The 12885-nt window shown below is 75.2% G+C and carries 12 protein-coding genes; 3 read left to right on the forward strand and 9 right to left on the reverse strand.

Annotated features, from left to right (window positions below; all coding sequences use genetic code 11):
* Nucleotides 1-57 precede the first annotated feature (57 nt).
* Entirely contained in the window at nucleotides 58-585 is a 528-nt protein-coding gene (locus tag ACI79Q_RS00100) for a GNAT family N-acetyltransferase (protein ID WP_456587827.1), read from the forward strand.
* 9 nt (nucleotides 586-594) lie between these two features.
* Here ACI79Q_RS00100 and ACI79Q_RS00105 read toward each other — a convergent pair whose 3' ends face one another.
* Together ACI79Q_RS00105 and ACI79Q_RS00110 are read right to left on the reverse strand one after the other, a co-directional pair.
* The gene (locus tag ACI79Q_RS00105) at nucleotides 595-1455 is read right to left on the reverse strand and encodes a lysophospholipid acyltransferase family protein (protein ID WP_456587828.1); all 861 of its coding nucleotides are present in this window, start codon (nucleotides 1453-1455) and stop codon (nucleotides 595-597) included.
* Between the two features lie 9 nt (nucleotides 1456-1464).
* Entirely contained in the window at nucleotides 1465-2643 is a 1179-nt protein-coding gene (locus ACI79Q_RS00110; protein WP_456613891.1) for a carboxylate-amine ligase, read from the reverse strand.
* Nucleotides 2644-2800: 157 nt separating this feature from the next.
* On the opposite strand from ACI79Q_RS00110, the gene ACI79Q_RS00115 reads away from it, so the two are divergent.
* A complete protein-coding gene (locus ACI79Q_RS00115; RefSeq protein ID WP_456613892.1) occupies nucleotides 2801-3646 on the forward strand; it encodes a hypothetical protein in 846 nt (281 codons plus the stop codon).
* 6 nt (nucleotides 3647-3652) lie between these two features.
* On the opposite strand, the gene ACI79Q_RS00120 is transcribed toward ACI79Q_RS00115, so the two are convergent.
* The 4 genes from ACI79Q_RS00120 to ACI79Q_RS00135 form a co-directional block, all read right to left on the reverse strand.
* Entirely contained in the window at nucleotides 3653-4789 is a 1137-nt protein-coding gene (locus tag ACI79Q_RS00120) for an Rv2578c family radical SAM protein (RefSeq protein WP_456587831.1), read from the reverse strand.
* Between the two features lie 105 nt (nucleotides 4790-4894).
* Nucleotides 4895-5458 (reverse strand): dihydrofolate reductase family protein, encoded by a 564-nt coding sequence (locus ACI79Q_RS00125; RefSeq protein ID WP_456587832.1) that lies wholly within the window; start codon nucleotides 5456-5458, stop codon nucleotides 4895-4897.
* Between the two features lie 149 nt (nucleotides 5459-5607).
* Complete coding sequence (locus tag ACI79Q_RS00130; protein WP_456587833.1) at nucleotides 5608-6081, reverse strand: Lrp/AsnC family transcriptional regulator; 474 nt, start codon at nucleotides 6079-6081, stop codon at nucleotides 5608-5610.
* Nucleotides 6056-7171, reverse strand: a complete 1116-nt coding sequence (locus tag ACI79Q_RS00135; protein WP_456613893.1) for a M24 family metallopeptidase — start codon at nucleotides 7169-7171, stop codon at nucleotides 6056-6058. The genes ACI79Q_RS00130 and ACI79Q_RS00135 overlap by 26 nt, the downstream gene beginning before the upstream one ends.
* Before the next feature lie 172 nt (nucleotides 7172-7343).
* Here ACI79Q_RS00135 and ACI79Q_RS00140 point away from each other — a divergent pair, with 172 nt between their 5' ends.
* Nucleotides 7344-8261, forward strand: a complete 918-nt coding sequence (locus tag ACI79Q_RS00140) for a 5'-3' exonuclease (protein ID WP_456612283.1) — start codon at nucleotides 7344-7346, stop codon at nucleotides 8259-8261.
* Nucleotides 8262-8279: 18 nt separating this feature from the next.
* Here the strand turns inward: ACI79Q_RS00140 and ACI79Q_RS00145 are convergent, their stop codons facing one another.
* The 3 genes from ACI79Q_RS00145 to ACI79Q_RS00155 form a co-directional block, all read right to left on the reverse strand.
* Complete coding sequence (locus tag ACI79Q_RS00145) at nucleotides 8280-8945, reverse strand: DUF4333 domain-containing protein (RefSeq protein WP_456587835.1); 666 nt, start codon at nucleotides 8943-8945, stop codon at nucleotides 8280-8282.
* A 91-nt stretch (nucleotides 8946-9036) separates the two neighbouring features.
* Nucleotides 9037-11886 (reverse strand): DEAD/DEAH box helicase, encoded by a 2850-nt coding sequence (locus ACI79Q_RS00150; protein ID WP_456595653.1) that lies wholly within the window; start codon nucleotides 11884-11886, stop codon nucleotides 9037-9039.
* Nucleotides 11887-11994: 108 nt separating this feature from the next.
* A complete protein-coding gene (locus ACI79Q_RS00155) occupies nucleotides 11995-12882 on the reverse strand; it encodes a diacylglycerol/lipid kinase family protein (protein WP_456613894.1) in 888 nt (295 codons plus the stop codon).
* Nucleotides 12883-12885: the final 3 nt, after the last annotated feature.

Genomic DNA, 12885 nt, shown 5'->3' on the forward strand with positions numbered 1-12885 from the left:
GCTCCGGCGGGAGACCCTCCGGTGGCCGGGCGCCCCGCCCGACGGTAGGCAGGACCGATGGGCGGCAAGGGGAAGGAGCTGCGCACCGAGCGGCTGCGGCTGCGCCCCTGGACCACCGGCCCGGCGGACCTGGCCCGGCTTCGCGACGTCTACCGCCGGGAGGAGGTGACCCGCTGGCTGGGCGGGACGCCGTCGGTGCCCCCGGCCGAGCTGGTCGAGCGCTGGGCCGAGGTGCACCGCCAGGACGAGACGTTCCTGTGCTGGGCGATCGAGCGACCCGACGGCGTCCCGGCGGGCACGGTGCTGCTCAAGCCGCTGCCGAACGGGGTGGGCGAGGTGGAGGTCGGGTGGCACCTGCACCCCGACTCGTGGGGTCACGGCTACGCCACCGAGGCCGCGCGGGCGGTGATCGACCGGGCGTTCGTTCGCGGCCTCCCCGAGGTCTACGCCGTCGTCCGACCCGGCAACGAGCCGTCGATGGCGGTGTGCCGGCGGCTGGGCATGACCCCGCTGGGCCGGATGCGGCGCTGGTACGACGTCGAGCTGGAGGCCTTCCGGCTCATGGCGCCGGTCGTCGTCGAGTGAGCTGTCCGCTCAGCGGCGGCGGAGCAGCCCGGTGAGCCGGCGGGCCGGGGACTTCTTCGCGCGCGTCGTCCCCCGCCCCGCCGCGCGCACCGCGTCGGCGGCCGCCGCCTCCGACGGCGTGGGGGCGGTGCCCCCGAGGTGGGCCGGGAGCCACCAGCGGTCGTCGTCGCCGGCGGGCCGGTCGGGGTAGCTGCGCTGCGCCTCGTCGAGCAGCGCCACCATGGCGGTGCGCGTGCGGTCCAGCAGCGCGGCGATCTGCTCCCCCGGCTCGGGGGTGATCGGGTCGCCCAGGAAGACCATGACCGGGACGCCCCGGCGCAGCTCGACCTTGTGGTTCTTGGTCGCCACCCGGTGCCCGCCCCACACCGCCGCCGGGATGATCGGCACACCGGCGTCGATGGCCATGCGGGCGGCGCCTGCCTTGAGGTCCTTGACCGTGAAGCTCGTGCTGATGGTCGCCTCGGGGAAGACGCCGACCACCTCGCCGTCCTTGAGGGCGCGCACGGCGGCCTCGAACGCCGTCGAGCCGGCTTTCCGGTCGACGGGGATGTGCTTCATGGCCCGCATGAACGGTCCGGCGAGCCAGTGCTCGAACACGGGCGACTTCGCCATGAACCGGACGAGGCGGTGCTGCGGCAGCGCGCCCAGGCCGAGGAAGGTGAAGTCGAAGAAGCTGACGTGGTTGCTGCAGATGATCGCCCCACCCACGGGTGGGACGTGCTGCGAGCCGCGGACGTCGAACCGGAACCGGAGGAGCCGGAAGACGACGAGTGCCAGTCGGATGACCAGGCGGTAGGGCTTGTCCCTCGGGTCGGGCGACGTGCCGAACAGCCCCGGACGGACGACGTCGCGCCAGCTCGCGGTGTACATGGCGGGAATCTAGCGGCTCGCGCCGGCGGTCGCCCGGGGGGTCTCCTCCCCCGCGGTGACGGCGACGGCCGCCCGGACGACGGCGGCGAGGTCGCCGGTCTCGCGGTGCACGCGCCGCTGGAGGTCCGCTCCCGTCCCGCGGGTCAGGAGGGCGTCCAGACCGCTGCTCACCACGGCTTCGTCGCCGGCCTCGGCGAGCGCGGGCCGGACGTGGTCCAGCAGATCGGCCAGCACGTCGGCGGCCAGGGCGGGCCGGCCGGTTCGCGGGTGCACCAGGTCACCGGAGAGCCCGGAGCGGGAGGCGCGCCAGGACGCCAGGCGGAGCACCTCCGCGCGCGTCTCCGGTACCGCTCCCCCGGCGCGGGCCTCCCGGGCGGCGGTCTCGACCAGGCCGCGCACGAGCCCGGCGAGGGTGACGGCGTCCTCCACACGCATCAGCACGTCGGCCGTGCGGACCTCGACGGTGGGCCAGGTGGCCGACAGGCGGGCGTCGAAGTAGACCATCCCGTCGTCCAGCACGGTCCCGGTGGCGAGCACCGCCTCGACGAGCCGGTGGTAGTCCGCCGCGTCGTGGAAGGGCTCGTTCGGGCCGGCCGAGGGCCATCGGTGCCACACCTGCGACCGGAAGCTGGCGTAGGAGGTGTCCCGGCCCTGCCAGAACGGCGAGTTCGCGCTGAGCGCGGTCAGCACCGGCAGCCAGTTGCGGATGTGGTTGAGCACCGCCACCCCTTCCTCGTCGTCGGCCACCGACACGTGCACGTGGCAGCCGCAGGTGAGGACCTCCTCAGCGGTGCGCCCGAAGGTCTCGAGCAGGCGCCCGTAGCGCTCGCCCTCCGTGGGGACCGGCGTCACGCCGACCGGCGAGGTGGCCAGGGCGGCGACGCGGGCACCCACGGCGGCGGCCGCGTCGTCGGCCCGGCCGCGCCAGTGCCGCAGCTGGCTGCGGATCTCGGCCAGCGTCGTGCACACCGGCGTGCCGAGTTCCATCTGGTGGGCCTTCAGCTCGGGGACGAGGCGGGCGGTCTCCGGGACGGCGACGTCCTTTCCGCGCTTCTCGAGGTCGTGCTGGTGGACGTCCTCGCCCTCGCCGCGGCGCGCCGCGACCGCCAGGGCCTCCGGGGCCCGGGGAACGGGAACGCCGTGGGGGTCGACGACCAGCAGTTCTTCCTCGACGCCCACCGTTCGCACGGTCCCATGATCCAGAGGGACATCGCCGGGCGCAGATCCAACCGGTCCTGGTGGTCCGTTGGTGATGCGGTGCCCGAAGGGCGCCGGTTCTGGTTGCTCGTCAAGTCAGCACAACGAATGTTGTCCTGATTGTTGGGGATAACGGTAGACTGGACGCATGCCACGTGCCTGGCAGCAGCCGTTGCCCGACATGCCTGCCCTACCGCCGGCACGCGCCTGGGCCAGGCTGCGACCGCCTCTTGGGTACGAGGACCAGTGGCGCCGGCTGGCCGACGCGGCGCTCGAGCTCGATCTCGGGCCCGAGGAGCTGGCGGCCGGTGGCCTCGACGAGCTGTCCGCCGCGCGCGGCTGGAAGCCGGCCACCGTCGCGCTCTACAGCAAGGTCGCCCGCTACGGCGGTCTGGCGCTCGCGCAGCCGGCCACCCCCGAGCCGGATCCGCCGCAGCTCGATCTCCGGCCGCTGACCCGGATCCGCGCCGAGGACCCCGAGCACCTGCGCTCGGTGGCCTGGTGCGCGCTCGCCCTGGGCTGGCCCGCGCCGGTCGGCGCCTTCCGTTCGCTGCGGCGGGACCAGGTGCGGGCGACCGCGCGCCGCCTGCACGTCACCACCGACGACGGCGAGTGGTCCGTCCCCGGGGCGCTGACCGCCTGGCACGCCTGGGAGGCGGCTCGGGCGAGGTTCCCGGCGCTGGCCGCCAGTCCCTGGGTGCTGCCGGCGCTGCGCCGGGGGCCCGGCCTGGATTCCCGCATCGGTGGCAGGCTCTCCAACCAGGCCCTGCAGGCCACCTTCACCAAGCACGTGCGCGCCACGGTCGGGCACCTGCGCGCCACCGTCGCCCCGTCCCGCCGCGAGGCCGTCGAGGAGCTCGCCGCTGCCTACCGGACGCTGTCCTACGACTCCTACCGCCGGCTGGCGCTCGCGGCCGGCGCCCAGCCGGTGGGATCCCGCGGCATGGTCCGCGCCACCCGAGCGGTGGCCCGGGCGTCCCGGCAGGCCGGCTGAGCGCGCTCAGAGCAGCGTCAGCTGCTCAGCCGCACCACCGGGGGCGGGGGCCGACGCTGCACCCCGGTCGGGGACAGGACCGGGCCCCGGGAGCGCCGTGGAGGGCAGGCTGCCGGCGGGGAAGCCGACCTCTTCGTCGCCGGGCACGCCCATGACCTCGACCTGGCGGGCCGCCCCGCCGGACCGCCGGTCCAGGCCGTGCCGGGCCAGCAGCGGCGCCACCTGCCGGGCCAGCCACGTGCGGTACTCGGCCGGCACGTAGGCCCGGCGGGCGTACAGGCGCTCGTACCGCGGAACCAGTTCGGGGTGCACGCGACGCAGCCAGGCCATGAACCACTCCCGGGCGCCCGGGCGCAGGTGCAGCGGGATCACGGTCACGCCGGACGCCCCGGCCGCGGCGATCGCAGCGAGTGCGGCGTCCAGCTGCGCGGGAGAGTCGGTGAGGCCGGGGAGCACGGGCGCGAGGAAGACCCCGCAGGGCAGCCCGGCGTCGGCCAGCGCCCGGATCAGCTCCAGCCGGGCGCGCGGGCCGGGGACGCCGGGCTCGAGCGCGGCGTGCAGGTCGTCGTCCCAGATGGCGATCGAGACCCCCAACCCCACGGGGACGTCGCGGGCGGCGGCCGCAAGCAGGGGGATGTCGCGCCGCAGCAGGGTGCCCTTGGTGAGGATGGAGAAGGGGGTGGCGGACGCGGCGAGCGCCTCGATCACCCCGGGCATGAGCCGATAGCGACCCTCGGCCCGCTGGTAGGGGTCGGTGTTCGTGCCGAGGGCGACGTGCTCGCGCCGCCATGACGGCCGGGCCAGCTCCCGCCGCAGCACCTCGACCAGGTTGGTCTTGACCACGACCTGGGTGTCGAAGTCCCGGCCCGAGTCGAGCTCCAGCCATTCGTGCGTCCGGCGAGCGAAGCAGTACACGCACGAATGCGAGCAGCCGCGGTAGGGGTTGATGGTCCACGGGAAGGGCATCGCCGACTCCCCCGGCACGCGGTTCAGCGCGCTCCTGGACCGCACCTCGTGGAAGGTGAGCCCGGGGAACTCGGGCACCTGCACACTGCGCAGCAGCCCACGGATGGTCGGCATGCCGGGCAGCGCCCCGGGCTCGTCGACGTCGAGTCGCTGCGCGTCCCACCGCATGCCCACCATCCGAACACACGTTCGAACGACTGTCCAGCTGTCGGATGGGTGGCGGGGCCCGACGTCGACCGGTGCGGCTGCCCGGTGACCACCGGTCCTACCGACGTCGGACAGCTACCGCCTGGTCTCGTACCTGGTCAGGACCACGCCGTCGGGAAACGTCCGGGTCTCCACCAGGGTCAGGTCCACCCAGTTGTCCAGGGCCGTGAAGAACGGCGTGCCGCTCCCCACCAGGACCGGTGCGGTGGCCACCACGTACTCGTCGATCAGCCCGGCCCGCATCGCCGCTGCGGCGAGTGTGGCGCCGCCGATGTCCATGGGGCCGCCGTCCTCGGCCTTCAGCCGGGTGATCTCGGCGACCGCGTCGCCGGTGACCAGGCGGGCGTTGCCGTCGACCGCGCTGATCGTGGAGGAGAACACCACCTTCGGCATGTCCCGCCAGCGGCGGGCGAACTCGATCTCCGCCGGTGTGACGCCGGGCTGCTGGTCGGCGGTCGGCCAGTGGGAACTCATCGTCTCCCACAGTTTCCGCCCGTACAGCGCCAGGCCGGTCGCCCCCACCCGGTCGGACCACCACTGGAACAGCTCGTCGCTCGGCACGCTCCAGCCGATGTCGTCGCCGGGCGCGGCGATGTAGCCGTCCAGGCTCACGTTCATGCCGAAGCTCAGTCTCCGCACGGCGTCTGCCTCCCATGAGTCGGTCTCCGGCGTACAGACCGGCGCACCGCGGGAGAGTCATCGGTCAGGCCACACCGGGGGGCCGGTCGACCACCACGCCCAGCGAAGGCTGCGCCCGGGACCCCCTCGTGACGCATGACAGCCGGCGGTCAGATCGGTGGCCGGGCCTCGTAGGGGGTGGAGAGGACCACCGTCGTCCGGGTGCGGACGTTCGCGGCGGCGCGGATCTCCTTGAGCAGGTTCTCCAGCGCGTCCGGCGAGGCCACCCGCACCTTGAGGATGTAGCTCTCCACCCCCGCGACCGCGTGGCACTCCTCGATGGCGTCGAGGTGCGCCAGCAGGGCCGGCGCGTCGTCGGTCTGCGCGTCGGTCGGGGTGATCGACACGAAGGCCGTCAGAGGCAGGCCGATCTGCGTGGCGTCGAGCGTCGCCCGGTACCCGGTGATCAGCCCGCGCTGCTCGAGCCGCCGCACCCGCTGGTGCACGGCCGACACCGACAGCCCCACCCGCTCGGCCAGCTCGGTGAAGCTGGCCCGGCCGTCGCGGGCGAGCGCCGCCATCAGCGCCCGGTCGACGTCCAGCGGGACGCCCCCGGCCTCAGCCGGGGAGTTCGACGAGCTCACGGGGACCGTTGTTCAGGACGCGGACGCCGTCGTCGGTGCAGACGACGATGTCCTCGATGCGGGCGCCGTGGCGACCGGGCAGGTAGATGCCCGGCTCCACGGAGAAGGCCATGCCCGGCTCCAGCGGGAGCTGGTTGCCGGCCACGATGTAGGGCGCCTCGTGGCTGTCCAGTCCGATGCCGTGCCCGGTGCGGTGGATGAAGTACTCGCCCCAGCCGGCGTCGGCGATCACGGTGCGGGCCGCCGCGTCGATCTGCTCGGCCGTCACGCCGGGGCGCACCGCGGCGGTCGCCGCCTGCTGCGCGGCGTGCAGCACCTCGTACCACTGCGCCACGTCGGCCGGTGCGCTCCCGCCGACGACGTAGGTCCTGGTGCAGTCGGAGCGGTAGCCGGTCGCCGTCTCCCCGCCGATGTCCACGACGACGACGTCCCCGGCCTCCACCGTGCGGCCGGAGAGCTCGTGGTGAGGGCTGGCGCCGTTGGGCCCCGAGCCGACGATGGTGAAGTCCACCCCCACGTGCCCCTCGGCCAGGATGGCCGCCGCGATGTCGGCGCCGACCTCCGCCTCGGTGCGGCCGACCCGCAGCCACTCCCCCATGCGGGCGTGCACCCGGTCGATCGCCGCGCCGGCCCGGGCCAGCTCCTCGACCTCGGCGGGCGTCTTCACCATGCGGAGCCGGTCCACGACCGGGCTCGCGAGCTCCAGCGCCGACCCGGGCAGTGCCCGCTGCACACCCAGCGCGTGCTCGGCCCACGTACGCGACCCGACGGCGACCCGGGCGGGGGCGGAGCCGAGCCGGGCGGTCGCCGCCCCGGCCAGCACCGCGAACGCGTCATCGGTCTCGTCCCAGGCGAGCACCTCCAGGCCGAGCGCTCCGGCCGGGCTGGCGTCGACCATGGGCGCCTCCAGGCGGGGCACGACGAGGAACGCCTCGCCCGAGCGGGGCACCGCGAGGGCGGTCAGCCGCTCCATCGCGTGGGCGGCGTAGCCGCACAGGTAGCGGAGGTCGGCGCCGGGGGTGAGCACGAGGAGGTCCATGCCCAGCTCACCGGCGATCGCCCGGGCGGCGTGCACCCGGTCGACGGTCACGAGCGGGCCTGTTCCGGCCGGTTCTGTCACGGTTGTCACCGGCGCAGAGTAGCCACGCCGGACCACCCTTCCCCGCAATCGTTGCCAGACCGCTACCGTCCGCGGACGTGGACGAGCACGCGCAGTCCGGGCGGACGACGGCACAGGTCGGCGGGGTGGCCGCGTGACCACCATGCTCCTGGACGCCGCATCGCTGTACTTCCGCGCCTTCTACGGCGTCCCGACCAACGTCACCACCCCGGACGGGCGGCCGATCAACGCCGTCCGGGGTTTTCTGGACATGACGGCGCGCCTGGTCACCGCGCACGCGCCGGACCGGCTGGTCGCCTGCTGGGACGACGACTGGCGGCCGGCGTTCCGGGTGGCGGCGCTGCCCTCGTACAAGGCCCACCGGGTCGCGCCAGAGGGCGGCGAGGAGACCCCCGACGAGCTCGCTCCGCAGGTGCCGGTCCTGATCGAGGTGCTCGCCGCCGCTGGGATCGCCCGCGTCGGCGCACCGGGCTACGAGGCCGACGACGTGATCGGCACGCTCGCCACCCGGGCCCGCGGCCCCGTCGACGTCGTCACCGGCGACCGCGACCTGTTCCAGCTGGTCGACGACGCCCGCGGCGTGCGGGTGCTGTACACGGCGCGGGGCATCTCCGACCTGGAGTTCGTCGACGAGGCCGCCGTCACCGCGAAGTACGGCATCCCCGGCCGGGCCTACGCCGATTTCGCCGTCCTCCGCGGCGACCCGAGCGACGGGCTGCCCGGCGTGCCCGGCGTGGGCGCGAAGACCGCCGCCGCGCTCATCGGCGAGTTCGGCGACCTGGCCGGCATCCGGGCGGCGGTGGCGCGCACGGTGGTCCCGGCGCCGCCGCTGACGGCGGCCGTGCTGAAGAAGCTGCACGCGGCCGCCGACTACCTCGACGCCGCCCCGGTGGTGGTCGCCGTGGCGCGGGACATCGATCTGCCCGCGGTCGAAGGCGCCCTCCCCCGCTCCCCCGCCGACCCCGGCGCGCTGGCCGCGCTGGCCGAGCGGCACGGCCTGCAGTCCTCCCTCGGCCGCCTGGGTGCCGCGCTGGGCTGGCCGGCGGACGCGCTCGGCTGAGCACGCCTCAGCCGCGGGTCACGGCTCGCTCCAGGTGTACCGGGCGCCCTCGGCGTCGGTGATCTCGATCCGGAGGGTGATCTCCTCGTCGTCGGCGGTCACGCCGGTGCACGCGTAGGTGGCCCCCTCCTCCACGCGCATCTCCTGGTCGCAGTTCAGGTCGACGGCGACGCCCTCGCGCTGTTCGAACTGCTCGGCGACGTCGCGCTCCACCGCCGAGCGCGAGAGCACCGTCGGCCCGGTGGTGCTCGCCAGGACGACGCCGCCGACGAGGACGGCCGCCAGCACGAGCAGCCCCACGAGCAGCCCGGTCCGCGTCGTGCGGGCCGGAGGCCGGGCGAGCGCGTACTGCGGCAGTCCGGAACCGCTCGCGCCCGGGGGCCCGTACTGCGCCGGCGGGCCGGACTGCGGCTGCCCGTACTGCGGCTGCCCGTGCGGTGGCTGCCCGTACCGGGGTGGGCCGTACCCGCCGGCGCCCGGGTGCCTGTGCTGCGGCGGCTGGCCGTAGGGAGCCTGACCGAACGGTGGGGCGCCGTAGGGCCGCGTGTCCCCGGGCCGGCCGTAGCCGGCCGGAGCCTGCCCGTGGGGCCAGGCCGGCGGACCCCACGGCTGCTGCGGGGGCGCGGGACGGTCCCCGCCCGGTGCATCACCGGAGGAGTGCTCGCCGTGCGGCGGATGGGTCATCGTCGCTCCCGACTGCCTGCGTCCGGTCGGCGACCGGGCGCCGGGGATTCTGCCGCACCCGAGCACCGGGCCGGTGGCGGCGGACCGCTGATCAGCCGCCGACGGCGACGGCGACGACCCCCCGCCGCACTCGCTCCACCGCGGCCCGGGCGGTTCGGGCCACGGGGTCGTCGGCGACCTTGCCGAGCTGGTCCAGGAGGTCGATGAGCTGCCGCGCCCAGCGGACGAAGTCACCCCCGGAGAGCTCGGTGCCGGCCTGCTCGGCGCCGGCGAGCACCCGGTCCAGGCTCTGCCCGTCGGCCCAGCGGTAGGCGGCCCAGGCGAAGCCGAGATCGAGGTCGCGGCCGGCCGGTACGCCGTGGTCGAGCTCGACGTCCTGCAGCCGGGAGCGGATGGCGCGCATCTCGCCGATCGCCACGCCGACCTTGCCGGCCGGGACGGCGGGGAGGGCAGGGTTGTCCCGCCGCGCCTCGAAGACCAGTGTCGAGACCACGGCCGCCAGCTCGGCCGGCGTCAGGCCGCGCCAGATGCCGGCCCGCAGGCACTCGGCGGCGAGCAGGTCCGACTCCGACCAGATGCGGGCCAGCCGGCGGCCGTCGTCGGTCACCCTGTCCTCCTCCGCCCCCGCGTCGTCGACCGCACCGACCACCTCGGTGTCGGCCGGGACCAGCGGCGCGACCTCCGGCACCAGGTAGCCCAGTTCCTCCAGGACGTCGCAGGTGCGGTCGAACTGGCGGGTGAGGGAGCCGGTGCGCTCGGCCATCTTCCGCTGCAGCGACTCCGCCTCGTGCACCGCGCGCAGCCAGCGCTCGGCCATCCGCACCCGCTCCTCGCGGTCGGGCAGCTGGTGCACCGGGTGGTTGCGCAGCGCCTGCCGCAGGTCGGCGAGCACCGGGTCGTCGGCCGCCGCCGAGCGCCCCTTCTTCACCCGGCGCGCCCCCAGCTCGTGCTCCACCCGTGCGTTGCGCAGGGTGGAGGCGAGGTCGCGGCGGGCGTGCGGGCTGCGGTGGTTGAAGTTCTTGGGCACCCGTACCCGGGCCAGCGCCTGCACCGGCGTCGGGAAGTCCACCGAGCCCAGCCGCCCGGCCCACTTGTCCTCGGTCAGCACCAGGGGGCGTGGATCGGCCAGGTCGGTGATGCCCGGGTCGAGGACGACGGCCAGCCCCTGCCGGCGGCCCGTCGGCACGCGGATGACGTCCCCCGGGCGCAGCGCGGCCAGTGCATCGGCGGCCTCCATCCGGCGCTTGGCCTGCGAGTCCCGGGAGAGCTCCTTCTCCCGGTCGGCGATCTCCCGGCGCAACTGCGCGTAGGCCCCGACGTCACCGCGGTCGGAGCGCATCTCCGCGGCGAACTGCGCGGCGTCCCGCTCGTGACGGGCCGCCGCCCGCGCCAGGCCGACCACCGAGCGGTCGGCCTGGAACTGGGCGAAGGAGCTCGCCAGCAGTTCGCGGGCCCGGGCCCGCCCGAAGGAACCCACCAGGTTGACCGCCATGTTGTAGCTCGGCCGGAACGACGACCGGAGCGGGTAGGTGCGGGTGCTGGCCAGCCCGGCGACCACGCTCGGGTCCATCCCCGGCGCCCAGATGACGACGGCGTGCCCCTCCACGTCGATGCCGCGGCGGCCGGCGCGACCGGTCAGCTGCGTGTACTCCCCCGGGGTGATGTCGACGTGCGCCTCACCGTTCCACTTCACCAGCCGCTCGAGGACGACGGTGCGCGCCGGCATGTTGATGCCCAGCGCCAGGGTCTCGGTGGCGAAGACGGCCTTGACCAGGCCGCGGACGAAGCACTCCTCGACGGTCTCCTTGAACGCCGGCACCAGCCCCGCGTGGTGGGCGGCGAGCCCGGCGAGGAGGCCCTCGCGCCACTCCCAGAAGCCGAGGACGTGCAGGTCCTCCTCCGGCAGCGAGCCGGTGCGCTCGTCGATGATCGCGGCGATCTCGGCCCGCTCGGCCTCGTCGGTGAGGCGCAGCCCGCTGAGCAGGCACTGGTGCACGGCGGCGTCGCACCCGTTGCGGCTGAACACGAACGTGATCGCGGGCAGCAGGCCGGCGCGGTCGAGCCGTTCGACGACGTCGGACCGGGCGGGCGGCCGGTACCGGGGTCGGTGGTGGCCCTCCCGGCGCGAGGAGCCACCCCAGCTGTCGATGCGACGCTCGTGCTCGCGCACGTAGCGGACCAGTTCGGGGTCGACCACGGAGGCGCCGCGCTCGCGCGTGGACAGCGACCGGGGTTCCACGCCCTGCTCCCCCGCGTGCGCCGCGGGGCGCAGGGCGAACAGGTCGAACACCCGGTTGCCGACGAGCATGTGCTGCCAGAGGGGGATCGGCCGGACCTCGCTGACCACGACCTCCGTGTCGCCGCGCACGGTGACCAGCCAGTCGGCGAACTCCTCCGCGTTGCTCACCGTCGCCGACAGGGAGATCAGGGTCACCGACTGCGGCAGGTGGATGATCACCTCCTCCCACACGGCACCGCGGAACCGGTCGGCCAGGTAGTGGACCTCGTCCATGACCACGTAGCCCAGCCCCGCCAGCGCCGGCGACTCGGCGTAGAGCATGTTGCGGAGCACCTCGGTGGTCATCACGATCACCGGGGCGTCGCCGTTGACGGCGTTGTCGCCGGTCAGCAACCCGACCCGGTCGGCGCCGTAGCGCTCGACCAGGTCGTTGTACTTCTGGTTCGACAGCGCCTTGATCGGCGTCGTGTAGAAGGCCTTGCGCCCCTCGGCGAGCGCCTTGTGCACAGCGAACTCACCCACCACGGTCTTCCCGGCACCGGTCGGGGCGCAGACCAGCACGCCGGAGCCGCGCTCGAGCGCCTCGCAGGCCTCCACCTGGAACGGGTCCAGGGAGAAGCCGAGCTCGGCGGTGAACTCGGCCAGGACCGGGTGGGAGGTCCGCCTCCGGGCAGCTGCGTACCGCTCAGCGGGGCTGGACATGCCCCCACGTTAGGCGCTCTGCCCGGGTCGATCAGCGGAAGGACCCCGTCCTCCCCGCCCCTCGACGGCTCGGGGCGAGCCCCGGGACGCGGCCGAGCGACCCGGTGCTCAGGCCCGGCCGGCGCCGACGACGCGGAGGGCGCCGGGGACGCACTCGCTCACGACCGGCAGCGGGGCCACCAGCTCGCCGTCGGCGTAGGTGCTGACGCCGGCGCACGCCAGCTCCACCCGGGCGGCCCGGTGCACCGTCACCGCGGGGTGGTGGACATGGGTGCCGTCGGCCAGCCGCGGCTTGGTGCGGACCAGCTCCCGCCGGGAGACGACTCCCACGACGGTGATGTCGAGGAGTCCGTCGGCGACGTCGGCTCCCGGGCACATCCTCAAGCCGCCCCCGTACCAGGCCGTGTTGCCGACGGCGACCATGGTGGCCGGCAGGGTGCGCGCCACCCCGTCCAGGGTGAGCGTCACCTCGTAGGGCCGCAGCCGGGCCAGCTCCGCCAGGACGGCGACGTCGTACCGGCGGCGGCCGCGTGGCCAGCGCAGCCGGTTGGCGCGGTCGGTCACCGCGGAGTCGAAGCCGCAGCAGAGCACGGTGGCCCACCACCGGCCGGCGGTCCGGCCGGCGTCGACCGCCCGGGCGCGGCCGGCTAGCAGGTCGCCGGCGGCGGCGCGGGCGGCGGCCACCGGATCGGTCGGCACGGCGAGGGCCAGCGCCAGGTCGTTGCCGGTGCCGGCCGGGACCACGGCGAGCGGGACGGGTGTGCCGGCGACCGCCTGCAGCCCCGCGTGGGCGGCGCCGTCGCCCCCGATCGCGACGACGGCGCGGGCGCCGCCGTCGACCGCGACCGCTGCCTGCCGCTCGGCGTCGGGTCGGGTGGTCGCGGCGAGCACCCGGGGCGCCAGGCCCTCCTCGCGCAGGGCGTCGAGGACCGCCCGGGCCACGGCGCGGGCGCGGCCCCGCCCGGCGGCCGGGCTGACCAGGACCGCGACGTCCACGCC

It is taken from the genome of Blastococcus sp. SYSU DS0828 (assembly GCF_054050975.1).

Coding starts and splice junctions, on each gene's coding strand:
- ACI79Q_RS00100 (WP_456587827.1), top strand. CDS start 58: ATGGGCGGCAAGGGGAAGGAGCTGCGCACCGAGCGGCTGCGGCTGCGC.
- ACI79Q_RS00105 (WP_456587828.1), bottom strand. CDS start 1,455: ATGTACACCGCGAGCTGGCGCGACGTCGTCCGTCCGGGGCTGTTCGGC.
- ACI79Q_RS00115 (WP_456613892.1), top strand. CDS start 2,801: ATGCCACGTGCCTGGCAGCAGCCGTTGCCCGACATGCCTGCCCTACCG.
- ACI79Q_RS00120 (WP_456587831.1), bottom strand. CDS start 4,789: ATGGTGGGCATGCGGTGGGACGCGCAGCGACTCGACGTCGACGAGCCC.
- ACI79Q_RS00140 (WP_456612283.1), top strand. CDS start 7,344: ATGCTCCTGGACGCCGCATCGCTGTACTTCCGCGCCTTCTACGGCGTC.
- ACI79Q_RS00145 (WP_456587835.1), bottom strand. CDS start 8,945: ATGACCCATCCGCCGCACGGCGAGCACTCCTCCGGTGATGCACCGGGC.
- ACI79Q_RS00150 (WP_456595653.1), bottom strand. CDS start 11,886: ATGTCCAGCCCCGCTGAGCGGTACGCAGCTGCCCGGAGGCGGACCTCC.